Origin of the sequence: Deinococcus aquaedulcis (genome assembly GCF_019693445.1) — a bacterium.
GTDB lineage: Bacteria > Deinococcota > Deinococci > Deinococcales > Deinococcaceae > Deinococcus > Deinococcus aquaedulcis.
Window position 1 is genome coordinate 104,134 of the sequence record NZ_JAHRBL010000004.1, and the last position, 21,772, is coordinate 125,905.

Below are 21,772 nucleotides of genomic sequence, written 5' to 3' on the forward strand. Positions count from 1 at the left end.
CATGCGAGAAACGTCCTCTGTTAAGCGGCTTTTCAAGTCCCGTCTTCTGCAGCTCAGCTCTGCGAAGCCCTCTGGTCGGTTAGCCCCGTGCATTCGTCACCGCTCAGCCGGATGCCCCAGCACACCCTGCAAAGCCAGCACAAACCCAGCCGTGACCCTGCGAAGTCCATAACAAAGCCCCGCCTGAAGTGGCGGGGCTCTGGGCTCACCTGTCCGGGCTTAGCCTCCCTTGATCACCTCGCCCCAGCGGCCCAGCACCAGATAGATGATCCAGCCAGTGACCGCTACATACAGCCACACCGGCACCGTCCAGCGCACCCAGGCGCGGTGTTTGTTGAAATAGCCCCGGGCCACCGGGGCGTCAATATTGCCCAGATTCCCGGCCGCCTTCAGGCCCTTCCAGGCGTTCCACACGGCGCCCAGCGCCAGCGGCAGGTTGGCCGCCGCCAGGATGATGTGGCTGATCAGGAGCACGAAATAGGCCAGCCGCCACTCCTCGGGGCCCGCATATTTCTTCTCGTAGCCCAGGGCCAGCCGGGTGAGGTACAGCACCAGAAAGATGCTGGCCAGCGTGACCGCTGTAACCATGGCGCGCATGTGGGCCTCGCGCAGGCCCCGCCGGATCAGGTACACGCCCACGCACAGGGCAATGCCGCTCAGGATGATCGTGATGACCGCCCACTGGTTGATGGTTTCCGCCATAGTCGAGCCGCAGTGTACGGGCCGGGGCGCAGGGCAGGTGTCCGCCCCCCAGTGGGTCTGGGCACCGGGGCGGCCCTGGGGACAATTTGCCGCTGCCCCGGCCCGGTAGAATGCCGGGTGTTGACCGTCGCGTTCACCCTGCAGGGCGCCGCTGGCGGCGAGGATGGTGACCATGAGTGGAACGCTGACAGTGCCCCGTGCCCAGATCGGGGCGTGGCTTCCCCGGCTGGCCTGGGCGGCGCTGGCTTATAACGTGCTGGTCATTCTGTGGGGCGCCGTGGTGCGCATCACAGGGGCCGGGGCCGGCTGCGGCGATCACTGGCCGCTATGTAACGGCGTGGTGGTGCCCCAGAGCCCCGGGGTGCACACCGCCATTGAATTCAGCCACCGCGTCACCAGTGGCCTGAGCGGCCTGCTGGCCATTGGCCTCGTGGCGCTGGCCACGCAGACCACCCCCAAGGGCCACCCCGCCCGCCTGGGGGCCGGGCTCAGCCTGGGCCTGATCATCTTGGAGGGGCTGGTGGGCGCCGTACAGGTGCGCCTGGGCCTGACCGCCGATTCGGCCCACCCGGCACGCGGCCTGATTCAGGGCATTCACCTCGCCAACACCTTTGTGCTGCTGGGCGCGCTGCTGCTCACGGCCCTGTGGGCGTCCGGTGCCCCCCGGCTGCGGCTGCGGGCCCAGGGCCTGGTGGGCGGCTGGAGCGCGGTGGGGCTGGTGCTGCTGCTGCTGCTGGGCATGGCGGGCGCCGTGACCGCCCTGGGCGATCTGCTGTTCGTGCCGCAGGGGAACACACCCATCGAAACGGTGAAGCGTGACTTTGGGCCCACCGCCACCCTCATCGAGAACCTGCGCGTGGTTCACCCCATGCTGGCGGTGCTCAGCAGCGCGTTTCTGGTGTGGCTGGGCGTGTTCCTGCGCCGCGAGCGCCCCGGCGCGGCTGTGCAGCGCTGGAGCGCCGTGATGTGGGGCCTGCTGGCCGTGCAGATGCTGGCGGGCTTTGCAAATGTGGCCCTCAAGGCCCCGGACTGGATGCAGCTGTCTCACCTCGCGCTGGCCTGCGCCCTGTGGCTGGCCACCGCCCTGATGATCTTTCATGCCCTCACCACGCCGCCCGCCCAGGACCGCGCATGATGGCCTCGGAATCGGTGGCGGCGCCGCGCGCCCGCGCCACGTGGCGCGACTATCTGGCGCTGACCAAGCCCAAGGTCATCAGCCTGCTGCTGTGGACCACTGTGGCGGCCATGTTCATGGCGGCGCGCGGCTGGCCGGACCTGTGGCTGCTGCTGGTGGTCAGTGTGGCAGGGTACGCCTCGGCCGGGTCGGCGGGCGTGTTCAACATGATCATTGACCGCGACATTGACCTGAAAATGGCGCGCACCGCCCAGCGCCCCACCACCAGCGGCCTGATCAGCATCCGGGACGCGGCCATCTTCGGCGCCACGCTGCAGATTCTGTCGTTCGTGATGCTGTGGATCTGGGCCACCCCGCTGGCCGCCTGGATGAGTCTGGCGGGCTTTATCACCTATGTGTGGGTGTACACCGGGCTGCTCAAGCGCAACACGTGGCACAACATCGTGCTGGGGGGCGCGGCCGGCTGCTTTCCGCCGCTGGTGGGCTGGGCGGCCGTCACCGGTGACCTCAACCTGTTCGCGTGGTTTCTCTTCGCCATCATCTTCTTCTGGACCCCGGTGCACTTCTGGGCCCTGGCCCTGATGATCAAGGACGAGTACCGCGAGGTGGGCATTCCCATGCTTCCTGTGGTGCACGGCGACAAGCTGACGGTGGCCCAGATTGGCCTGTACGCCATCTACACGGTGGTGCTCTCGGTGATGCCCGTGTTCTTTCAGGAGGTCGGCGCGCTGTACTTCCTCTCGGCGCTGGGGCTGGGCGGCTGGCTGCTGGTGCTCTCCTGGCGCCTGTATCGCCATGTGATGTCGGGGCATAAGGTGGAGCGCAAGGTGGCGGTGCCGCTGTACCTGTACTCCATGCTGTATCTGGCGCTGCTGTTCGTGGCAGGCGCTGTGGACCGCGCGCTGCTGGCGTAAGGGGCCGTCAGAGGGTTTCTTCATCTTTCCGGGCCTGTCGCCTCTGCGCGTGCAGGCCCGGTGTCATAAGGGCCTACGGCACACGCCCCTGAAGTGGCCTGGGGGGCTTGGCCCGGGTCGCCAGAAGCGCGCCAAAAACAGGACACATGCCTACAGCCCCATCTGGTCTCATGCGGGGCGGGGCTGACCGCTCGGTAGAATGGGCGCGGCCGTCAAGAGTGGCGCCGGGCCGCACCGGGCGTTTCCTGAGGGGCGCGGCCCTCGCGCAAGGGCGCGCAGAACGTTTTACACTGCGAGGAAGAGGAAAGGAGTGACGTTGAATACCACACACCGCCACAGCGGCACACGGCGATCCAGGTGGGCACTGGCCCCCCTGGCGGTTTTGGGTACGGCCCTGCTCACCGGCTGTCAGCAGGCGCAGCAGAGCCTCTCGATTGGGGACATGGCGTCGGCTTTCAACCGGGAAATCTGGGTGATGAGCCTGTGGGCCATTGCGCTCTCGATCATCATCTTCCTGGGCGTGTCGTTCGCGCTGTTCTACACGGTGCAGAAGTTCCGTGAAGACAAGCACGACGCGCCGCCCGCGCAGTTTCACGGCAACAACAAGCTGGAAATCTGGCTGGTCGCGGTGCCCGTGGTGATCGTGATTTTCCTGAGCGTGCTGACCGTGCGCTCCATGGCGATCCTGAACCCCACCCCGGAGCAGGCCACCAAGATTGACATTCTGGCCAAGCAGTTCTGGTGGAATTTCGAATACCCCGAGCAGAAGGCCGACGCAGGCGGCAACGTGGCCAACGGCAACGAGATGCTGATGCCCACCAAGCAGCCGGTGGCCCTGACCGTGACCAGCGGCGACGTGATTCACGGTTTCTGGGCGCCCAACATTGGGGGTCAGCGCGCCGCCATGCCCGCCGTCAAGAAGACGTGGAACGTGGACACGGACCGCGCCGGCGTCTACCAGGGCAACTGTTCGCAGTTGTGCGGGGCCAGCCACGCCAACATGCGCTACAAGGTGATTGCGCTGGATCAGGCCCGTTATGACGCCACCCTGGCCGCCATGAAGGCCTACCGCGCCCCTGAACCCGCCCCCGGCAGCCCGGAGGAACTGGGCTACAAGCTCTTCATGCAGGGCAAGCCCGCCACGGGCGCCGCGACCTGCGCGGGCTGTCACCGCGTGCAGGGCACCCCGGCGGCGGGCGTGGTGGGCCCGGACCTGAGCTTCTTCGGCACCCGCCGCACCCTCGGCGCGGGGATGTGGGAAGGACAGAAGGCCCAGGACATGCTGATTCCCTGGCTCAAGCACGCGCCCCAAGTCAAGCCCGGCGCCCTGATGCCCAGCTATGACGGCAGCGAGTACATGGCGAACGGCAAGATGCAGAAGGGTGGCGTTCTGACCGACCAGGAGATCAATGCAATCGCCGCCTACCTGCGCAGCCTCAAGCTGCCGGAAGAAGCGGACTACTGGCGTGACGTGCCCGTGATCGGCGCGTCCGGCAACGGAGGCACCCAGTGACCGTTCAGCACGCTCCCCTTCAGGAACATGGCGCCCGCCCGGGCCTGTGGCATGTCCTGAAGGACTACATGATGACCACCGATCACAAGAAGATCGGGAATCTGTATATCGGCACCAGCATCCTGGGCTTTGCCATCGCCGGGATTCTGGCGGTGCTGATCCGCCTGCAGCTGGCGGTACCGGACAACACCTTCCTGGTGGGCAACACCTATAACCAGGTGCTGACTATCCACGCCGCCCTGATGATTTTCTTCTTCCTGATTCCCATTGGCCTGTTCGGCTTCGGGAACTGGTTCCTGCCGCTGCAACTGGGTGTGCGTGACGTGGCGCTGCCGCGCATCAACACCTTCGCAGTGTGGCTCTTTATCTTCAGCCTCATTCTGGTGGTGCTGGGCCTGTGGAACGGCGGCGCCCCCGGCGTGGGCTGGACCTTCTATTACCCGCTGTCCGTGGACGCCAACCAGACCGGCGTCTCGGTGCTGATGGTCGCGCTGACCCTCAACGGCATCGCCTCGCTGCTGGGTAGCGCGAACTTTGCCGCCACGGTGGTCAACATGCGCGCCCCGGGCATGAGCCTGTGGAAGATGCCCATCTTTGCCTGGAGCATCTTTGCCACCTCCATGCTGCAGCTGATCTCGCTGGGCGGCCTGACGGCGGCGGCGCTGGTCACCTACCTGGAACTGAAGCTGGGCCTGAGCATGTTCAACTCTGGCATTGGCGGCGTGCCCGTCATGTTCCAGCAGTTCTTCTGGTTCTACTCGCACCCGGCCGTGTACGTGATGCTGCTGCCCTACCTGGGCATCGGCGCCGAAATCGCCTCGACCATGGCGCGCAAGCCGCTGTTCGGCTACCGCGTGATGGTGTACTCGATTCTGGGCATCGTGCTGGTGTCGCTGCTCGTGTGGGTGCACCACATGTTCGCCGTGGGCCTGCCCGAAGCGTGGCAGATCGCCTTTATGATCGCCACCCTGATCGTGGCCGTGCCCACCGGCGTGAAGATCTTCAACCTGATCGGCACGCTGTGGGGCGGGCGCATCATCATGAAGTCGCCAACCTACTGGCTGGTGGGCTTTATCTTCAACTTCCTGATCGGCGGGATTACCGGCGTTTCGCTGGGCATGATCCCCTTCGATTACCAGGTCACCATGTCCTACTACGTGGTGGCGCATTTCCACAACGTGATGATGTTCGGCACGGCGTTCCTGGCCATGGGCGGCCTGTACTACTGGTGGCCCAAGATGACCGGGCGCTTCATGAGCGAGAAGCTGGGCCTCGTGCACTTCTGGCTGTTCATGATCGGCTCGTGGCTGACCTTCCTGCCGCAGTACATTCTGGGCCTACTGGGCATGCCCCGCCGTTACTACACCTACCCGGCTGGCAACCTCGCCTGGACCGAGCTGAACTTCCTGTCCACCCTGGGCGCCCTGACCCTGCTGGCCGGCGGCATCGTGTGGGTGTGGAACATGGTGCAGAGCGTGCGCGCGCCCGCCACGGCCTCGCCCAACCCCTGGGGCGGCTTCACCCTGGAGTGGACGGCCGACAGCCCGCCCAAGCCCTACAACTTTGCCCACGAGTTCCCCAAGTCCTTCCCCACCGAGCGTCCCCTGTACGACTGGGAGCAGAGCGGCGAGACCCTGACGCCCGTGGACCCCAAGACCATCCACCTGCCCCAGGATTCCATCTGGCCGTTCATGACGGCTGTGGGCCTGCTGCTGATGGGCTACGGCCTGAGCTTCGGCTGGTTCACGAACTACACCCCGACGGGGGGCCTGCGGCCCTTTGGCGAGGCGGGCTTCGGCTTCCAGTTGGCCACCGTCATCCTGTACCTCAGCTTCCCGGTGTTCCTGTACAGCCTGTTCAAGTGGGCGGGCACCCGTGAATACGCGGTCCCTGTGGCGCACCATCACCTGACCAAGTACGACAACGGCTTCATGGGCATGGCGTGGTTCATCATCTCGGAAGTGGGCCTGTTCGGCGTGCTGATTGCCGGGTACGTGTACTTGCGCGTCATTGGCGCCGCCGAGCCTCCCGCCCTGCGCCCCACCATCTGGCTGGCGGCGCTGAACACCCTGGTGCTGGTCGCGAGCTCGTTCGTGGTTCACCGCGCCGAGCAGGACAACCACCACGGCAAGCTCACCCGCTTCCGGCTTGGCCTCTTCGTAACCTTGCTCCTGGGCGCCATCTTCATGATTTTCCAGGTGTACGAGTTCACGCTGTTCGGCGTGGAGAGCGACTGGAAGCAGAACCTGTGGCAGGCGTGCTTCTTCATCATCGTGGGTCTGCACGGTCTGCACATCCTGATTGGCGGCACCGGGATCGCGCTGCCCTTCTACCAGACCATGACCGGCAAGATGGACAAGTACAACCACGGCTCCATTACCCCCGCCAGCCTGTACTGGCACCTGGTGGACGTGGTGTGGCTGCTGATCGTGGCGATCTTCTACGCCTGGTAAGAACAGCTCAACAGCAAGAGGCGCCCTGGTGTGGGGCGCCTCTTTTGTTTGGGGTGAAGGGCTCCTGCTGGCTTTACCCCTCTGGCCAGACCAGCGCGGGGTGATCGGTGTCAGGCCAAGCCACGGGCAGGTCAAGGGCAAGCCCAGGGCCATCAAGCCGCCGCACCGGCACCACCCCCACCCCGCTGCCGCACACCCACGCTCGGGTGACCCTCAGGAGTTCACGGGTGTGCACGGGGCGCTCGGTGAAGGCCCGCCCCTCCAGCCACACTGCGCGGGTCAGGCCCGGCAGGCCGCCAGCAGGGAGAACGAGTTCGCCGCCCAGTTCCAGCACCGGGGAGGTGCGGCTGCCGTCCACCAGCTCCCCGCCCGGATTGGTCAGCCAGCCTTCGAAGGCCGGGGCCGCTTGCCCGGCGGCGAGGCGGTAGGGCAGGTAATTGCCGGTCTTATGGGCCGCCAGTTGGGGGTGCACCTGAAGGTCGGTGAGGCGCACGGCCACGCCTTCCAGCGGGCAAGGCCCTGGGGTGAGTGGGGTGTGCGACCAGAAGGTTCCTTCCCCGGTGACCGTGACGCGCAGCAGGCCCCAGGGGAAGGGGGCCAGGGGCGGCCGATCGGGGTCGGGTGCGGGCAGTCCCAGAAAGGTACAGGTGGCGCGCAGACGGGTCAGATGCTGGGGCCACAGTAGGGCCTCGCCGTGACGGGTGCGCACGGTGGTAAAAGCGCTGGCCCCGTGCAGCCACGCGGGCACCCGTACCGCCTCGGGCAGCGGTTTCATCGAGGCTGGGCAGCGGCGCTGAGCTTCAGCCAGTTGCCCAGCAGAAGGCGCCCGGCCGGGCTGAGCACGCTTTCCGGGTGAAACTGCACCCCCCAGGCGGGCTGGCCGGGCACCGCCAGGGCCATCGCCTCGCCGTCGGCGCTCTGGGCGGTCACCAACGTCGGGTCCAGGCCGCGCACCACCAGCGAGTGGTAGCGCCCAAACGCGGCCCCCTGCGGCACGCCAGCAAACAGGTCCGTGCCGCTGTGGCGCACGTATTCCGGGCGGCCATGCACCGGCTGCGCACGCACGACCTGTCCGCCCAGCACCTGCCCCAGCGCCTGATGCCCCAGACACACGCCCAGCAGCGGGATCCGCCGTTCCAGGCAGGCGCGGGTGAGGGCCAGGGTGCAGCCACTGGTCTCTGGCGTGCCGGGGCCGGGGCCCACCAGCACAGCGTGTGGTTGGCCGCGCAGCAGGACCAGGGCGTCCTCGTCCTGCGACCGCACCTCCACCTGGGCGCCCAGGGCCAGCAGATCGTGCGCCAGATTCCAGGTAAAGGAATCGCGGTTGTCCAGCAGCAGCACGCGCAGTTCGCTGTGGCCCGGGGCGGGGGGTGGGGCCCAGGGGCGGCCGGGCACCGGGGGCGCGGGGGGCTGCGCGGGGCGGCCCGGCACGCCGGCCAGCACGCTCAGCAGCGCCTGGGCTTTGTGGACCGTTTCCTGCGCCTCACGCGTGGGGTCGGCGTCAATCACGGTGCCGCCGCCTGCGCGCACCTCCACGGTCCAGCCCTGGGGCGTGCGCGTAAAGGCCGCCGTGCGAATCAGGATGTTCAGGTCCAGGCCCTCGCCGCTCAGCCGGCCCAGACCGCCCGTGTACCAGCCGCGTGGGCCCGGTTCCAGGGCCGCAATCGCCTCCATCACCCGCTCTTTGGGGGCGCCGGTGATGGTGCCGCCGGGGAAAGTGGCCGCCAGCACCTCGCGCAGCGTGATGCCGGGGCGGGCCTGCGCCGTCACCTCGGAGACCAGATGCATGACGTGGCTGTAACGCTCCACCAGCATCAGGTCCGGTACGGTCACGGTGCCCGGGGCCGCCACCCGCCCCAGGTCGTGGCGCACGAGGTCCACCAGCATGGTGTGTTCGGCCACCTCCTTGGGGCTGCTTCTCAATTCGGCTTCAAAGGCCGCGTCCTCCTGCGGGGTGTCGCCCCGGCGGCGGGTGCCGGCAATGGGGCGGGCACTCAGCATTCCGCCGGCCCAGCGCACCAGGCGTTCCGGGCTGCACGACACCACCACCTCGTCGCCAAAGTCGGCGTAGGCCATGAAGGGGCTGGGGTTCACCTCGCGCAGGCGCAGGTAGGCGGCCAGGGGGTCGCCCTGCGCCGCCGCCCGCACCCCGCGCGAGAGGTTGACCTGATAGACCTCGCCGGCCCGGATCAGGTCCTGCACGGCGTGCACGCCTGCCGGATAGTCCACGTCGTCGGCGCCGAAGGGACCCACGGTCAGGGTGGGTTCGGGGCCCGGGTCCAGCGTCAGCCACTCGGCCCAGGGCACATGGGGCTCGCCCACCACGGCCACGGTGCACGCCTGCCGGTCCCACACCAGCCCCGAGGGGTAGTGGCCCCACCACATGGCCGGCCCCTGGGGGGCGTGGGTGTGCAGGCCAAACGCGCGGGCCGCCTCGTACTTCAGGCCGCCCAGCCATGCGGGGAAAAAGGTGTGGCCCCCCGGGGGGTCGGGGAGGTCATGGCGCACCGCCTGGGGCCACGCGCTCAGAAAGGACCAGCGGCTGTCTGGGGTGACGGGGCCCAGGGAGTCCAGCAGCACGAGGCCCGGGGCGCCGGCGGCGTGCAGGCGGCGCAGGGCGTCGGCGGGGGAGAGGGGCGCAGGCGCGGTCACGGGGGGATTGTAGCGGGGGGGGGATGGGGGCGTTTGCTGCGGTGGCCCCACCCCCCATCCCCAGAAGGGACGGGGGGAGCAGATGTTCGCACCGGGCAAGAGTTTCTCCTGAAGTTGGCTGGCTCGCTCTCTTAGGTAACGTGTCCGGCTTCGACGCCAGCCTCCGCCCCAGCGCAATGGCCCGCGCGCTGCACGCACGACGGCCTCGTCTGGACCTGGGTGGTATGGGGGCAGGCTGCCTTGGTGCGGCCCAGCAGGTTCACTTTTCAAAAGACAGAGGGAAAGGCAAGGCGGAGTGGGGGACGGTTGTGCGCTTACGACGTGCTTGAGTGCAGCGACAAGGTCATCACCCACTGGGGGCCGGCGGGGCCTTGGCGTTCGCCGAGCAGAGCAAAGCCGGCGCGGTCGTAGGTGCGCCGGGCGGCGGGGTTGCGCTGGTTGACGGCCAGCACCACACGCCGCGCCTGCGGAAAATGCCTGGGCACAAAGCTGGGCAGGGCGCGCATGGCTGCTGTCCCCAGGCCGCGTCCCTGCTCGCGGGCGTCCACGCTCAGGGCGCTGAGGGCCACGGCGCCGGGGTCGGGCTGCGGCAGATACTTGTCGCAGTGAGCACCCACCGACAGAGCAAACAGGCCCACCGGGCGTTCGCCGTCCAGAAGAGCCACTGCCAGCCGGTCTGGGTCCGCCTGCACCTGCGTCAGCAGGTCACGGGGGTGGGCGGTGAAGGCCAGTTGCTCTGGGGACAGCACCAAGTTCAGCAGCGCGGCTTCAAAGGCCGGTCGAAAGGGCTCAAGGCGGAGCGTCATGGGCGCATGGTGGCATGGCGCTCGGGGATTGGGCGCCAGCTCTCTGTGCCTCCAGGGGGGTGGCAGAAGGTTCCCGCGTCAGAACTTCTGGATAAACGTTTTCCAGCCGTCGAAGGTGCGCCGGGTGTTCTGGTTGGCGAGGCGAATCTGCACAATCTGGGTGTTCGTCGGCTCGGCGCGGCCAGCGGCCTTGAAGGCGCGGCGGATCAGGGCGGCGAATTCGGCTTCGTTGCCGGCAGCCAGCACCCAGTCCTGGGCGGCGCGCATGACTTCCTGGTAGGTGGTGCCGTTGGCCTTGATGTTGGCCTGCCAGTACGTCAGGTCGGCGGTGCTGGCCGTGCGGCCCAGGCTGCGCATGAAGGCCGCGCGGATCAGGCCTTCGCGGGCGCCGTCAATCTGGGGGTCTTGCAGGTAGGTGCGGGTAAAGGCCAGCAGGCTGCTGTAGGTGCTCTCGGGTTTCTGAGCCAGCTTGCCCAGCAGTTTGAAAAAGGGATTATTCGGGTGCGGGGTGCCGCCCATCGCATCGAAAAACACGCGCCGGGTCAGGTCGGTCAGGATGGCTGCCGCGCCGGGGGCATGCAGGTTACGGGTCAGTTCGGCACGCACCTGGTTTTCCTGGGCCGCGCTCAGGTTGTCGTCGCGGTAGCCGCGCGCGGCCCACAAGCTGCGTTCCTGCAAGCTGCTGGGACGGCCCAGCACCTCGCGGTACAGGGCGTCCACCTGCCCGTTCGTGGCCAGACTGCCGGTGGCCTCTAAACTGCAGATAAACAGAAAACAGCTGGCATGGGCCGGGGCCAGGGTGCTCAGGGTCAGGGCGCCCAGTGTGATCAGCGCCGCGTGGCGAAGGTGGTGCAGGGTCATGGGCGCACGGTACGGGGTGGGGCGTTGCGTGGGCGTTTCGCGGGGGAAAGGCGGCGCATATCTGAGCGACATGCCCGGATTCAGGGCCTACGCTCATGGTCAAGGCCAGACCTTGAACTCAGCCAGAAGAAGATTTTCTTCGGTCTTCTCGGGAGTGCCGTTCTCTGTTTTGGGCTCATGCGGTTGTTTGGCCCCTCCCCCCTCTGGCGCGAAGGGCTGAATCTGGCCGGCGCAGGCCTGGGCACGCTGGGCATGGGCTACGGCGCCTACGCCATGTGGACAAAAAGCGTGCAGTTGGCGCTCTGGCTAGCCTTGTTCTGCCTGTGGAGTGTGTGGGTGGGGCTCGGGGCTTTCTCTTTGGCAGGGCACCTTGACCGGATGTGACCACGCCGCTGCATCCTCCCAGCCGGGCCAGCCACTTCCTTTCCTCAGGGAAACCCTTACGGTCTATCCGGGTTTGGCGGGGTACACTGGGGCCATGTGGGTGTCCACCAAAGCGCAATACGGGCTGCGCGCCCTGATCGAGATCGCGCGGCGGGGCGGCGAGGCCGTGCCCCTTAAAGACGTGTCCGAACGCCAGGGCATCAGCCAGCACTACCTGGAGCAGATTGCCAGCAATCTGCGCCGGGCCGGGTTTATCAAGAGCATTCGCGGCGCGCACGGCGGCTACCGCCTGGCCCGGCCCCCGCACGAGATCAACGCCTACGACGTGGTCACCGCCATGGAAGGCAGCATCGCCCCGGTGTCGTGCGTGGAAGACGACCATGTGTGTGAAAGCCAGAATGTCTGCGGCACCCAGAGCCTGTGGCACCGCGTGGACACCGCCCTGCGCGACGTGCTGGGCAGCACCACCCTGGCCGACCTGATCGTGGAAAGCGAGCGCCAGCAGCACGCCCGGCTGGTGCAGCTGGAGGGCAGCTACCTGCATCCGGGTTGATGGTTTAGGGGTGATGGGTGATGGAGAGGTCAATCCTGTCCATCACCCATCCACTATCTTCCCTACGTGTACCGCTCGCTGCTGAAGCCGCTGCTGTTTCGCCTGGATGCCGAAGACGCCCACCACCTCACCCTGGGGGGCCTGGAGGCAGCCTCGAAGGTGCCGCTGTGGCCCCAGGCGGCGCGCGCCCTGACCGTCCCAGGCGGCGAAACTCTGTGCCAGACCCTGTGGGGGCAAGCCTTCGCCTCGCCCGTGGGGCTGGCGGCGGGGCTGGACAAGAACGGCGTGGCCGTGCCCGCGTTCAGTGCGCTGGGCTTCGGGTTTCTGGAGGTGGGGACAGTCACGCCCCAGCCGCAGCCAGGCAATGACCGGCCGCGCCTGTTTCGCCTGCCGCCCGACGAAGCACTGATTAACCGCATGGGCTTTAACAACGGCGGCACCGAGGCGCTGCACGGCCGGCTTCAAGGGCTGCGAACCCGCCCGGCACCCGTGTGGGTAAACATCGGCAAGAACAAGGCCACCCCCAACGAGGCCGCCGCACAGGATTACCGCCGCTGTGTAGCCGCGCTGCAGGACGTGGCCGACGCCTTTGTGGTGAATGTCAGCAGCCCCAATACCCCGGGCCTGCGCGCCCTGCAGGCCGCCGATGAGCTGGCGGCCCTGGTGCGCGCCGTGCTGGACGAGGTTGAGGCGGGCCGGGTGCGCGCCCTGCGCCGCCCCCCGGTACTCGTGAAGCTGGCCCCGGACCTGCACTCCGCCGATTTCGAGGCCAGTGTGGCGGCGGTGGTGGGCGCGGGGGCGGCCGGGCTGATCATCAGCAACACCACCCTGGCCCGGGGCGGCCTGACCCACCCCGCCCAGCAGGAGGCCGGCGGCCTCAGCGGGCGCCCGCTGACCGCGCGGTCCACGGCCCTGGTCCGTGAGGCCTACCGCCTGACTGGGGGCCGGGTACCCATCGTGGGCGTGGGCGGCATCTTCACCGCCCAGGACGCCTACGACAAGATTCGCGCGGGCGCCAGCCTCGTTGAGGTCTATTCCGCCCTGATCTACAAAGGCCCCGGGCTGGTCCGCGAACTGAATGCCGGTTTGGCCGAACTGCTGCGCCGCGATGGGTTGCGGGGCATAGATGAAGTGGTCGGGGTGGACGCGGGGTAAGTGCGCCGATGGCAGATGGCAGCAGGCAGATGGCTGCGCTTTTCGCCATCTGCCCGCTGGTGGTGGCTCAACGGCAACAGGCCCAGCGGCTCACCAACACGCACCATCAGGACCGCTTCTGGCCTTGAGCCATTTGCTGTCGGCCATCTGCCCCCTAATGTCCGCTCGTCGCCTTCAGGCCCACAATCGCCACGACCATCAGCGCCATGAACAGCAGGCGCGGCGCGGTGGCGGGCTCCTGAAACAGCACGATGCCCAGGATGGCCGCGCCCACCGCCCCAATGCCCACCCACACGCCGTACGCCGTGCCAATCGGCAGCGTTTTGGTGGCCAGCCCCAGCAGGCCCATGCTGGCCACCATGCTCAGCAGGGTCAGCGCGGTGGGCAGGGGGCGAGTAAAGCCCTCGGTGTATTTGAGGCCAATGGCCCAGCCGACTTCCAGCAGACCTGCAATCACCAACAAGATCCATGCCATGACGAACAGACACCTCCACTGTGCCCTGCGCCGTCTTGTCGTGACCGGGTACGGCGGTGCTCTCGTCCGGAATCGGCCCTGGTGGGGGCGACTGAGGGCAGTATAGGGGCCCTGTGTAAGCAAGAGGAGAGAGGGGTGTAAAGGCGGTGAGGCGGCAGCGCCTAGCCCCGGCGGTAGACCTTGAAGCGGGCCGCGATGTCAAAGGTGGTGCAGGGGGCCACGTTCCGGGGCACGGGCGCGGCGCACACCGTCAGTTTGCCCCCGGCGCTGACCGTATCGGGGGTGCGCTCGCCCGCCGCGTCGGTGAGTTTGCCTAGCCTGGCGCTCAGTTCAACGGCTTCGTAGCCGGCGGCACTGACGGCGCGGTGCAGGGGATCGGGGCCGGGGTTGACCAGCGGGGCCAGCGGCAGCCACTGGCCCTGGCCCCGGGCATCTTTGGCGTATAACGTGGCCGACACGCGCGGAATCAGGAAAAAGGTGCGGGCCCCCGGCCAGCGCTGCGTCAGGGCCAGCGGCAGGCGCAGGGTGCACGTGGGGTAGGTTTCGTCGGCCAGCAGGAAGTTGTCGCGGCTGGCCTTGAAATAACTATCGGTGCAGCGGAGGGTGACCTTTTCGCGCGGCACCGGCACAGGGGGGTTGCCCAGCGCCTCGGCAGGCAAGACCAGCAGCGGGAGCAGCAGCAGGGGGCGCAGCAGACGGTTCATGGTTCCTCCAGCACCGTTACGCTCACGCTGTCGTCAGCGGCGGTGTACGTGCAGACCAAATCTACGGGCGCGCCGCCAGGGCCCGGCACCCGCCCATTCCAGGTGCGGCCGTCCGGGCTGGCGGCCATCTGCGTGGCGGCTTCGGTGGCTGTGGGCAGATGCAGGGCTTCTGGCACCTGCCCCAGCGCGGCGGCCAGGGGCGCGCGGCAACGTGTGAGCAGCCCTGCGGCACTGATGCCGCCCGCCACGTCGGTGCCCGGCAGGGGAGTGGCTGGGCGCAGTGCCAGCCACACCGCCAGGGCCACCACCGGCACGAAGGGCAGCGCCCAGCGCAGCGGCCACCACACCGGGCGCGGGCGCAGGGCGGCGCGCACCTCGCGGCGGTAGGCGGCCTCGGCCAGTCGGCGCTGCGCGCGCTGCTGCGCGGCCTCGCCTACCTGCAGGGCCGCCAGTTCCTCCGCCTCAATGCGGCGGCGATCCTCCTCGCTGAGCATGCAGGCAGCGTAAGAAGCCCAGCCGGGGGCGCGCATCCGCCCAAAGATGCAGCGGCGCCGGGGCAGGGGGGTGCCTAGGGCCGCTGGGGGGTCCAGTCCGGGTGCAGGTTGGGAACACAGGCGATGGGCATGGGTGCGCGGCCGGCGACCGGGCAGGCGCCTACTGGCGGGGAGCTGGCAAACGCGGTCTGCACCGGCCCGGCCAGGGCCGCGCCCACCACGACCGTTATCACCCCGGCCACCAGCGCCACACGTCTGGAAACACGAACCATGCCGCCGTATACGCGGCGCCCGTCCGGGGCGTTCCCGGCTCAAAGGCCAAGACCCCTTGAGCCCGGCCAGGGCACTTTTAAATGGGTCCACGCCATGCTGCGGGCAGGAGGCCCTATGACTGACCCGAACCCCGGCGCCCAGACCCCCGTCAGCGATGCCGACCGCCCCAGCCAGCACCAAAACCCGCCCGGTGGCGGCCAGAACGCGCCCCAGCCCACCTCGCCCGCCCCCACCGAACCGGGCACCCACGGCCGCCCCAGCGACGACAGCGACCCCGGCCACAGCTGAGCTGCGAAAAGCCCCACCGACGCTGTTCAGGTCGGTGGGGCTTCCTGTGGTTGTGGCTTCAGCTGGGGCCCTTTTTGGCCGGATCAAGCCCGGGGCGCTCACCCTCGGCGTCGCTTTTTACGCCCTGAGCGGCCTCGGCGTCGTCCATCTGGGCGCCGGGCTCCTGGCGAGCACCCCGGCTGTCCCTGGCGTTCAGGTCGGTGGCCTGCTGCTCGGTCAGGTCGGTGCCCATACTGGGGTCGTTCGGATTCTGGGTCATGCCTCAGCGTGCCGCGCCTGTATGGCGCAGCGGTGAGAGGGGGGTCAAGGCAGGCACGGACCTTGCGCGCGGCAAGTGCGGCCGGGCGCGGCCCGTGGCCCTGTTAGGGTAAGGAATGACCGCTTCTCTGGAACGCCTGGCCGTGGCCACCGCAATGTATTTTGCCCGTCTGGAATACGGCCAGTTGCGCACGCAGGCCGCGCCGCTGGACCCCGAAAGCGCCTCAGAGCGGGCTATTGGTGTGGCGACGGCCTTCATGGCCCAGGCCGGCCTGCCCGGCAGCTTCACGCTGAACGAGGAACAGGAACTGTACGAGCTGTTGCGCGGCACCGAGTAGGGATGGCTAGGAAGTGCTCACGGCGTCACAGGACGGGTCTTGTGGTCGCAGGCCCCGCGCCCAGAAGGAGATGACCATGCACCGATTCCTCGCCCTGCTTGCCCTGCTGGGCTTGTCGACCACCCAGGCGATCAAGCTTGAACTGCCGGCTTTCCTGAACACGGTGGCCAAGCTCAGGGACAACAGCCATAATTTGCCGGACTTCTGGTTTAATCCCTTGGTCTTGCTGCCCAAGAACACCAAGCCCACGGTGCAGGACAACACTAACGCCTACGCCCGCTGGGGTGATCGGCGCTCCCGTTTCACAGAGTTGGCCATCTGGCGCACCACCAATGGCAAGGCCATTGTCGGGATCAATACCGTCTTCACTCCAAGGGCCGGTTGTGGCGACTACCCCTGTGGGCCAGCAGCGGCTTTTCTTGGCTGGGACGGCACTCGCTACGTTGATCCCCCCGACGACACGCTGAATATCTCCAGTAGCTGTAAATCCCCCTTTCCCTTTGACGGCGGCCCTGTGTCTCCAGACGAGGCGAAGGTGTACCAGACGGCGCGCGCCCGCCTGAAGTCCTACGGGCCCTATTTGCGCAGCAACGAGAGCGCCGGGGGCATGTGCATCTTTCCGCAGCACGGAACGACGATCACCGTGGCGGTGCTGAACACAGATCTGGCCTTTGCCTACCAGGGAAGGGTGCTGCCGCTGTATTACTACCGGTTCGACAAGGTGAAAGGAACGTTCACCATGAGCGCGTCACCCTGATCCTCTCCTGCAGGGACACGGACAGCGACTCCGGGCCACGTCTTTTCAGGGGGGCACAACTGACCCCGGGCCGCCGCTGGCGCCTGTCCTGGCTGTCAGGCAGAGCCAGGAACTAGGCCCTCTGCTGATCAGACCCTCCCGGTGGCAGGGACCGGGCTGAGACGACAAGGGCCGTGTACACTCACCCCTGACCGCCTGCCGTGCGTGCAGGTGTACAGGGAGAAGCGACATGGACGAGAATCCGAAAAAGGCGCCGCGCAGCCGCGCGCGCATGCTGGAACTGGTGTTTCCCAAAGATACGAACTACCACGGCACCGCCTTTGGGGGCTGGGTGCTGTCCCTGATGGACAAAGCGGCCAGCATTGCGGCCGTGCGCCACGCCGGGGGCAACGTGGTCACGGCCCGCATGGACGGCGTGGATTTTCACGTGCCCATCCGCGTGGCCGACGCCGTGGCCCTGGACGCCCAGGTGGTGCGCGTGGGCCGCACCTCCATGACCATCCGGGTGGACGTGTACCGCGAACACATGGCCAGCGGCGACCAGGAACTGGCGACCACCGGCTTTTTCGTGTTCGTGGCGCTGGATGACCAGGGCAAACCCCGCCCGGTGCCCCCGCTGCCCGAGGGCCAGGACACCCGCAGCGCCCAGCCTGACCCGGACGCCCGCCCATGACCGATGCCCTCTCGCCCCTGCTGCACCTGACCCTGGTACGCCACGCGCGGACCGACTGGAACGGCGCTGGGCGCTGGCAGGGCTGGACCGATACCCCGCTGGCCGAGGCGGGCGAGGCCCAGGCCCTGAGCCTGCGGGCCCGGCTGGCAGGGCGCACCTACGACGAGGTGCACAGCAGCGACCTGAGCCGCGCGGCGCGCACCGCCGAACTGGCGCTGCCCGGCGCCCCCATGATTCTGGACGTGCGCCTGCGCGAACTGCTGTTTGGCGACTTCGAGGGCGTGACCACCGACGACGTGCTGCATGACCCCCGCTACACCGAGTGGCAGCGCGACCCCTGGCGCCTGCCAGCCCCCGGCGGCGAGAGCCTGGAAGAAGTGGCCGCCCGCATGCGCAACTGGGCCGAGGCCCTGCCCAGCGGACGCATCATCGCCTTTTCCCACGGCGCCGCCATCCGCGCCCTGCTGTGCGACCTGTTCGGCTGGCCCGCCGCGCCGCAGCCCGGCTACGTGCTGCCCTTTCCCTACCAGCTGTCCCACACCGGCCTGACCACCCTGACCTGTGTGGACGGCCGCTGGACCCTGCTGAGCTACAACGACCACGCGCATCTGGAGTGAGAGGCGGGGTGTGGGAAGTGGGGAGTAGGGAGTGGAGAAAGATGGGAGCTGGAGGTGGGCGGGCGTGTGGGCCACATGCCCCCTCACCCCCAGCCCCTCTCTGCGGCGCAGCTCTGCGAGTCCCACCCGGGGAGAGGGGAGCAAAGCCCTGAAAGTAGAACCTTCTGGTTCGCACCCAGCCTTCCTGCCCCCCTACCGCCCAGGTCCAGACGAGGCCGTCGTGCCCGAAGGGCGCGGGCCATTGCGCGTCATCAGCGGATGGCGTCGAAGCCGGACACGTCAACGAAGAGAGCAACTCCGCCAACCTCAGTAGAAACTCTTGCTCAGCGCAGCGTTGCTCCCCCTGCCCCTCTGGGGTAGGGGGCTGGGGGGTGGGGCCATCAGTGGAGAAACCCGCCCGAACCCCTACAAAAACCGCCTCGTCACCGACCGCTCACACCCCAACAGCCCCTTCGGCGGCCCGCTGTACAGCACCTCCCCCCCCGCCCGGCCCCCCTCCGGCCCCAGGTCCACCAACCAGTCCGCCTGCCGAATCACGTCCAGCTGGTGCTCAATCAGAATGACCGTGTTGCCCCCGTCCACCAGCCGGTCCACGATGTTCAGCAGCAGGCCAATGTCCGAGAGGTGCAGCCCCGTCGTGGGTTCGTCCATCACGTACACGCTGCCCTTCTTGTGCAGTTCTGTGGCAAGTTTCAGGCGCTGGCCCTCGCCGCCCGAGACCGTGCTCAGGGGCTGGCCCAGCGTCAGGTAGCCCAGACCCACATCGTTCATGGCCTGCAACACCGCGCGAATGGGCTTTTCGGTAAAAAAGGCCAGGGCGGCTTCGGCGGTCATGTTCAGCACGCCGCTGATGGTCTGGCCGCGCAGGGTGTGGCGCAGCACCTCGGGGCGGAAGCGCTGGCCCTCGCAGACCTCGCACACCGAAGTAATGCCCTCCATAAACGCGAGGTCGGTGTACACCACGCCCAGGCCGCTGCAGTGGGGGCAGCTGCCCTCGGAATTGAAACTGAACAGGGACGCGTTCTGACCGCTGGCCTTCGCAAACGCCTTGCGGATGGGGTCCATGATGCCGGTGTAGGTGGCTGGCGCCGAGCGGCTGTTGGCTGTCACCCGCGACTGGTCAATCACCACAGCGTCTGGGTGCTGGGGCAGGAACACGTCGTGAATCAGGGTGCTTTTGCCTGAACCCGCCACGCCCGTGACCACCGTAAAGACCCCTGTAGGAAAGGCCACCGAGACGTTCTTGAGGTTGTGCTGCCGCGCGCCTTCCACCGGCAGCCAGCCGCGCGGCGCTCTGACCTCGGTCTTCAGTGGCAGCTGCTGCGCGAGGTGCCGCCCCGTCAGGGTGGGGGCCTGCTCCAGTTCGGCGGCGGTGCCCTGAAACACCACCTGTCCCCCGTGCACGCCCGCGCCCGGCCCCAGGTCCACGACATGGTCGGCCACGCGAATCACGTCGGGGTCGTGTTCCACCACCAGCACCGTGTTGCCCTTGTCGCGCAGCTGGGCCAGCAGCCCCGTCAGGCGGGAGACGTCGCGTGGGTGCAGGCCCACGCTGGGTTCGTCCAGCACGTACAGCATGTCGGTCAGGCTGTTGCCCAGGTGGCGCACCAGTTTCAGGCGCTGGCTTTCGCCGCCCGACAGGCTGGCTGTCTCGCGCCCCAGGCTCAGGTAGCCCAGGCCAATGCCGATCAGGTGCGAGAGCCGCTCTGCTAAGTGGGCGGCCACCCGGGCAGCTCCCGGGTAGGTCAAGCCCTGCACGAAGGCCAGCAGGTCCGTGGCTTCGAGGTCCGAGAGTTCCGCGATGTTGCGGCCCTGAATGCGGCAGGCCAGCGCGGCGGCATTCAGCCGCGCCCCGTGGCACACCGGGCACACGGCCGAGGTGGTAAAGCGCTCCAGCACGGCCCGCCCCCGGTCTGACATGCTCGCCGCGTCCCGGCTGAGGTACATGCGCTGGAAACGGGGCACAAGGCCCTCGTAGGTCATGTTGATCTCGCCCAGCGACACCTTCAGGTCCTGGCCGTGCAGCAGGTCGTGCCACTCGCGCTCGCTGTAGGCGTCCAGGGGTTTATCGTTGTCAAAGAGGCCGCTCAGGGCATAGGTCTTCCACAGCCACTTGCCGGGCTGGTAGTCCGGGTGCAGAATGGCGCCGCCGTTCAGGGATTTCGTGCGGTCCAGCAGCCGGCCCAGTTCCAGCTGCGTGGTGCGGCCAATGCCCTCGCATTCCGGGCACATGCCCTGGGGGGTGTTGAAGGAAAAGGCAAAGGCCGGGCCCGCCGCCGGCTGCCCCACGCGGGAAAACAGCAGCCGCAGCGGCGCGGCGATATCGGTGTAGGTGCCCACGGTGGAGCGCGACCCACCCCCCACCCGCTTCTGGTTGATGATGACCGGGGCATTCAGGTGGCTCACCCGGTCCACGTCCGGCTGCCCGTAGTGCGGCAGGAAGCCCTGCACAAAGGCGGTGAAGGTCTCGTTCAGTTGCCGCTGAGCCTCAGCGGCGACGGTGTCGAACACCAGCGATGATTTGCCCGAACCCGAGACGCCCGTAAACACCGTGACGCGGTGTTTGGGAATGTCCACCGAGACGTTCTTGAGGTTGTGTTCGCGCGCGCCGCGCACTTCGATAAAGGCCCTGTCGCTCATGGTTTGCCCTCCTGCCTCCAGCGTCTCTGAGCCAGATGTGAAAATCCCCGACGTCTGGTCTTGAGCGGGGCTTCATGTTTGGCGTTTCAGGTCAGCTTCGTACCAGGCATGGAAGGGGAGGGCCGCCGCAAAGTCAGCCGACCGTTCACCGAGCAGGGTCTCCGTCTGCGTCAGGTCAACGCTGGGCACCCCAAACGCCCGGGGCCGCCGGGGCAGGTGAAAGCGAGTATGGTCGTGCGCCATCGCCACGACCAGCGTGCCCAGCGGGGTACCGTCTGGGCTGTGCAGGACACTCCACATCCAGCGTTCCTGGTCTGTCTCCTGCGCGTTGCCCCATTCGCGCGACACCCCAAAGTCACCCGGGAGGGGCGGCTGGGCGCGCAGGCCAGCGGCGCGCAGCTCGCGTTTGGCCCCGCGCAGCAGCAGGTTCAGGTAGGTGCCGTAGGCGGCGTCACCGGCCCGGGCGTAGGCGTCGGCCAGTTTCCCGGCGTGCGTGCCCAGCACGTCTTGCCACTGCGCGGCCAGCTGGGCATCCAGCCAGTCGCCCAGCGCCTCAATGTCACCGCTCGGAACAGGGGAAAGGACGGTCATGATGGCCTCCTTTTGACAGAATGCTGTCAAGTGGGCCAGCGTACCCGAATTGACAGTATGCTGTCAAGCTATGGCCCCCACGCCCGCTGCCGCTGCCTTCGCTGACCTTGTGGTGCAGGTGTTTCGCCTCAGCGGCCTGCTGCTGGATGCCGGCGACAAGTTAACGGCCCCCAGCGGCCAGACGAGCAGCCGCTGGCAGGTGATGGGCTGCATTGATCACGCGCCGCAGACCGTGGCGGCGGTGGCCCGCACCATGGGCCTGACCCGCCAGAGCGTGCAGCGCACGGCGGACCTGCTAGTAGGGGACGGCCTGGCCGCCTATGAGCCCAACCCCGACCACAAGCGCGCCAAGCTGCTGCGCCTGACCCCGGAAGGCCAGCGGGTGCTGACCACCATTGAGGAGGCGCAGGCCGTCTGGGCCAACCGGGTGGCGCACGGCATGGACGAGACCAAGCTGCGGGCGGCAGCGCAGGTGCTGGCAGCGGTGGAGGAGGCGCTGTAGAGGAGGTCCACAACCTCGCACGACGTCGCCGCCA

Annotated in this window: 24 protein-coding genes and 1 riboswitch; of the genes, 12 read left to right on the top strand and 12 right to left on the bottom strand. The window is 67.8% G+C overall.

Features of this window, described 5'->3' with window-relative positions:
• Positions 1-219: 219 nt before the first annotated feature.
• The gene (locus KMW22_RS07180; protein WP_221089520.1) at positions 220-702 is read right to left on the bottom strand and encodes a DUF420 domain-containing protein; all 483 of its coding nucleotides are present in this window, start codon (positions 700-702) and stop codon (positions 220-222) included.
• Positions 703-874: 172 nt separating this feature from the next.
• Here KMW22_RS07180 and KMW22_RS07185 point away from each other — a divergent pair, with 172 nt between their 5' ends.
• From KMW22_RS07185 to KMW22_RS07200, 4 genes are all read left to right on the top strand, one after another.
• On the top strand, positions 875-1,837 hold the full coding sequence (locus KMW22_RS07185; protein WP_221089355.1) for a COX15/CtaA family protein: 963 nt from the start codon (positions 875-877) through the stop codon (positions 1,835-1,837).
• Positions 1,834-2,751, top strand: a complete 918-nt coding sequence (locus KMW22_RS07190; RefSeq protein ID WP_221089356.1) for a heme o synthase — start codon at positions 1,834-1,836, stop codon at positions 2,749-2,751. The genes KMW22_RS07185 and KMW22_RS07190 overlap by 4 nt, the downstream gene beginning before the upstream one ends.
• Before the next feature lie 316 nt (positions 2,752-3,067).
• A complete protein-coding gene (coxB, locus tag KMW22_RS07195) occupies positions 3,068-4,264 on the top strand; it encodes a cytochrome c oxidase subunit II (protein ID WP_407928427.1) in 1,197 nt (398 codons plus the stop codon).
• Positions 4,261-6,717 (top strand): cbb3-type cytochrome c oxidase subunit I, encoded by a 2,457-nt coding sequence (locus KMW22_RS07200; protein WP_221089358.1) that lies wholly within the window; start codon positions 4,261-4,263, stop codon positions 6,715-6,717. The genes coxB and KMW22_RS07200 overlap by 4 nt, the downstream gene beginning before the upstream one ends.
• A gap of 73 nt (positions 6,718-6,790) precedes the next feature.
• Here the strand turns inward: KMW22_RS07200 and KMW22_RS07205 are convergent, their stop codons facing one another.
• The 4 genes from KMW22_RS07205 to KMW22_RS07220 form a co-directional block, all read right to left on the bottom strand.
• Positions 6,791-7,492 carry an aminotransferase class IV gene (locus tag KMW22_RS07205; protein ID WP_221089359.1) on the bottom strand — a complete coding sequence of 234 codons (702 nt, stop codon included), beginning with the start codon at positions 7,490-7,492 and terminating at the stop codon, positions 6,791-6,793.
• Positions 7,489-9,369, bottom strand: coding sequence for a chorismate-binding protein (locus KMW22_RS07210; protein ID WP_221089360.1), 1,881 nt, complete (start codon positions 9,367-9,369; stop codon positions 7,489-7,491). The genes KMW22_RS07205 and KMW22_RS07210 overlap by 4 nt, the downstream gene beginning before the upstream one ends.
• Positions 9,370-9,683: 314 nt before the next feature.
• Positions 9,684-10,175 carry a GNAT family N-acetyltransferase gene (locus KMW22_RS07215; protein WP_235692743.1) on the bottom strand — a complete coding sequence of 164 codons (492 nt, stop codon included), beginning with the start codon at positions 10,173-10,175 and terminating at the stop codon, positions 9,684-9,686.
• Positions 10,176-10,253: 78 nt separating this feature from the next.
• Positions 10,254-11,036, bottom strand: a complete 783-nt coding sequence (locus KMW22_RS07220) for a hypothetical protein (RefSeq protein ID WP_221089361.1) — start codon at positions 11,034-11,036, stop codon at positions 10,254-10,256.
• A gap of 478 nt (positions 11,037-11,514) precedes the next feature.
• Here KMW22_RS07220 and KMW22_RS07225 point away from each other — a divergent pair, with 478 nt between their 5' ends.
• Positions 11,515-11,973 carry an RrF2 family transcriptional regulator gene (locus KMW22_RS07225; RefSeq protein WP_221089362.1) on the top strand — a complete coding sequence of 153 codons (459 nt, stop codon included), beginning with the start codon at positions 11,515-11,517 and terminating at the stop codon, positions 11,971-11,973.
• A gap of 66 nt (positions 11,974-12,039) precedes the next feature.
• On the top strand, positions 12,040-13,128 hold the full coding sequence (locus KMW22_RS07230; protein WP_221089363.1) for a quinone-dependent dihydroorotate dehydrogenase: 1,089 nt from the start codon (positions 12,040-12,042) through the stop codon (positions 13,126-13,128).
• 154 nt (positions 13,129-13,282) lie between these two features.
• Here the strand turns inward: KMW22_RS07230 and sugE are convergent, their stop codons facing one another.
• From sugE to KMW22_RS07250, 4 genes are all read right to left on the bottom strand, one after another.
• A complete protein-coding gene (gene sugE, locus KMW22_RS07235; RefSeq protein ID WP_221089364.1) occupies positions 13,283-13,603 on the bottom strand; it encodes a quaternary ammonium compound efflux SMR transporter SugE in 321 nt (106 codons plus the stop codon).
• Between the two features lie 24 nt (positions 13,604-13,627).
• A riboswitch (guanidine-III (ykkC-III) riboswitch) is annotated at positions 13,628-13,697 on the bottom strand.
• A 67-nt stretch (positions 13,698-13,764) separates the two neighbouring features.
• Positions 13,765-14,307, bottom strand: a complete 543-nt coding sequence (locus KMW22_RS07240; protein WP_221089365.1) for a hypothetical protein — start codon at positions 14,305-14,307, stop codon at positions 13,765-13,767.
• Complete coding sequence (locus tag KMW22_RS07245; protein ID WP_221089366.1) at positions 14,304-14,801, bottom strand: hypothetical protein; 498 nt, start codon at positions 14,799-14,801, stop codon at positions 14,304-14,306. Before KMW22_RS07245 ends, KMW22_RS07240 begins: the two co-directional genes overlap by 4 nt.
• Before the next feature lie 74 nt (positions 14,802-14,875).
• Positions 14,876-15,073 (bottom strand): hypothetical protein, encoded by a 198-nt coding sequence (locus KMW22_RS07250; RefSeq protein ID WP_221089367.1) that lies wholly within the window; start codon positions 15,071-15,073, stop codon positions 14,876-14,878.
• Between the two features lie 115 nt (positions 15,074-15,188).
• Here KMW22_RS07250 and KMW22_RS07255 point away from each other — a divergent pair, with 115 nt between their 5' ends.
• A complete protein-coding gene (locus KMW22_RS07255; RefSeq protein WP_221089368.1) occupies positions 15,189-15,362 on the top strand; it encodes a hypothetical protein in 174 nt (57 codons plus the stop codon).
• Positions 15,363-15,420: 58 nt separating this feature from the next.
• On the opposite strand, the gene KMW22_RS07260 is transcribed toward KMW22_RS07255, so the two are convergent.
• The gene (locus KMW22_RS07260; RefSeq protein ID WP_221089369.1) at positions 15,421-15,621 is read right to left on the bottom strand and encodes a hypothetical protein; all 201 of its coding nucleotides are present in this window, start codon (positions 15,619-15,621) and stop codon (positions 15,421-15,423) included.
• A 115-nt stretch (positions 15,622-15,736) separates the two neighbouring features.
• Between KMW22_RS07260 and KMW22_RS07265 the strand changes: the two genes are divergently transcribed.
• The 4 genes from KMW22_RS07265 to KMW22_RS07280 all read left to right on the top strand — a co-directional run bounded on the left by KMW22_RS07265 (position 15,737) and on the right by KMW22_RS07280 (position 18,005).
• A complete protein-coding gene (locus tag KMW22_RS07265) occupies positions 15,737-15,958 on the top strand; it encodes a hypothetical protein (RefSeq protein ID WP_221089370.1) in 222 nt (73 codons plus the stop codon).
• Positions 15,959-16,034: 76 nt separating this feature from the next.
• The gene (locus KMW22_RS07270) at positions 16,035-16,715 is read left to right on the top strand and encodes a hypothetical protein (RefSeq protein ID WP_221089371.1); all 681 of its coding nucleotides are present in this window, start codon (positions 16,035-16,037) and stop codon (positions 16,713-16,715) included.
• Positions 16,716-16,944: 229 nt separating this feature from the next.
• Positions 16,945-17,388: an acyl-CoA thioesterase gene (locus KMW22_RS07275; protein WP_107138532.1), complete on the top strand. Its 444-nt coding sequence runs from the start codon at positions 16,945-16,947 to the stop codon at positions 17,386-17,388.
• Complete coding sequence (locus tag KMW22_RS07280) at positions 17,385-18,005, top strand: histidine phosphatase family protein (RefSeq protein WP_221089372.1); 621 nt, start codon at positions 17,385-17,387, stop codon at positions 18,003-18,005. The genes KMW22_RS07275 and KMW22_RS07280 overlap by 4 nt, the downstream gene beginning before the upstream one ends.
• Before the next feature lie 405 nt (positions 18,006-18,410).
• On the opposite strand, the gene KMW22_RS07285 is transcribed toward KMW22_RS07280, so the two are convergent.
• Both KMW22_RS07285 and KMW22_RS07290 read right to left on the bottom strand, forming a co-directional pair.
• A complete protein-coding gene (locus KMW22_RS07285) occupies positions 18,411-20,645 on the bottom strand; it encodes an ATP-binding cassette domain-containing protein (protein WP_221089373.1) in 2,235 nt (744 codons plus the stop codon).
• Between the two features lie 72 nt (positions 20,646-20,717).
• Positions 20,718-21,236, bottom strand: coding sequence for a DUF6022 family protein (locus KMW22_RS07290; RefSeq protein WP_221089374.1), 519 nt, complete (start codon positions 21,234-21,236; stop codon positions 20,718-20,720).
• A gap of 70 nt (positions 21,237-21,306) precedes the next feature.
• Here KMW22_RS07290 and KMW22_RS07295 point away from each other — a divergent pair, with 70 nt between their 5' ends.
• The gene (locus KMW22_RS07295) at positions 21,307-21,738 is read left to right on the top strand and encodes a MarR family winged helix-turn-helix transcriptional regulator (RefSeq protein ID WP_221089375.1); all 432 of its coding nucleotides are present in this window, start codon (positions 21,307-21,309) and stop codon (positions 21,736-21,738) included.
• The last annotated feature ends 34 nt before the right edge of the window (positions 21,739-21,772 follow it).

Excerpts from the sequence above, each read along its gene's own strand:
- KMW22_RS07260 (WP_221089369.1), bottom strand. The coding sequence starts at position 15,621 with ATGACCCAGAATCCGAACGACCCCAGTATGGGCACCGACCTGACCGAG.
- KMW22_RS07290 (WP_221089374.1), bottom strand. The coding sequence starts at position 21,236 with ATGACCGTCCTTTCCCCTGTTCCGAGCGGTGACATTGAGGCGCTGGGC.
- KMW22_RS07240 (WP_221089365.1), bottom strand. The coding sequence starts at position 14,307 with ATGAACCGTCTGCTGCGCCCCCTGCTGCTGCTCCCGCTGCTGGTCTTG.
- KMW22_RS07280 (WP_221089372.1), top strand. The coding sequence starts at position 17,385 with ATGACCGATGCCCTCTCGCCCCTGCTGCACCTGACCCTGGTACGCCAC.
- KMW22_RS07250 (WP_221089367.1), bottom strand. The coding sequence starts at position 15,073 with ATGGTTCGTGTTTCCAGACGTGTGGCGCTGGTGGCCGGGGTGATAACG.
- KMW22_RS07190 (WP_221089356.1), top strand. The coding sequence starts at position 1,834 with ATGATGGCCTCGGAATCGGTGGCGGCGCCGCGCGCCCGCGCCACGTGG.
- KMW22_RS07255 (WP_221089368.1), top strand. The coding sequence starts at position 15,189 with ATGACTGACCCGAACCCCGGCGCCCAGACCCCCGTCAGCGATGCCGAC.
- KMW22_RS07185 (WP_221089355.1), top strand. The coding sequence starts at position 875 with ATGAGTGGAACGCTGACAGTGCCCCGTGCCCAGATCGGGGCGTGGCTT.
- KMW22_RS07180 (WP_221089520.1), bottom strand. The coding sequence starts at position 702 with ATGGCGGAAACCATCAACCAGTGGGCGGTCATCACGATCATCCTGAGC.
- KMW22_RS07275 (WP_107138532.1), top strand. The coding sequence starts at position 16,945 with ATGGACGAGAATCCGAAAAAGGCGCCGCGCAGCCGCGCGCGCATGCTG.
- KMW22_RS07265 (WP_221089370.1), top strand. The coding sequence starts at position 15,737 with ATGACCGCTTCTCTGGAACGCCTGGCCGTGGCCACCGCAATGTATTTT.
- KMW22_RS07285 (WP_221089373.1), bottom strand. The coding sequence starts at position 20,645 with ATGAGCGACAGGGCCTTTATCGAAGTGCGCGGCGCGCGCGAACACAAC.
- KMW22_RS07245 (WP_221089366.1), bottom strand. The coding sequence starts at position 14,801 with ATGCTCAGCGAGGAGGATCGCCGCCGCATTGAGGCGGAGGAACTGGCG.
- KMW22_RS07225 (WP_221089362.1), top strand. The coding sequence starts at position 11,515 with ATGTGGGTGTCCACCAAAGCGCAATACGGGCTGCGCGCCCTGATCGAG.
- KMW22_RS07205 (WP_221089359.1), bottom strand. The coding sequence starts at position 7,492 with ATGAAACCGCTGCCCGAGGCGGTACGGGTGCCCGCGTGGCTGCACGGG.
- KMW22_RS07220 (WP_221089361.1), bottom strand. The coding sequence starts at position 11,036 with ATGACCCTGCACCACCTTCGCCACGCGGCGCTGATCACACTGGGCGCC.
- KMW22_RS07215 (WP_235692743.1), bottom strand. The coding sequence starts at position 10,175 with ATGACGCTCCGCCTTGAGCCCTTTCGACCGGCCTTTGAAGCCGCGCTG.
- sugE (WP_221089364.1), bottom strand. The coding sequence starts at position 13,603 with ATGGCATGGATCTTGTTGGTGATTGCAGGTCTGCTGGAAGTCGGCTGG.
- KMW22_RS07295 (WP_221089375.1), top strand. The coding sequence starts at position 21,307 with ATGGCCCCCACGCCCGCTGCCGCTGCCTTCGCTGACCTTGTGGTGCAG.
- KMW22_RS07270 (WP_221089371.1), top strand. The coding sequence starts at position 16,035 with ATGCACCGATTCCTCGCCCTGCTTGCCCTGCTGGGCTTGTCGACCACC.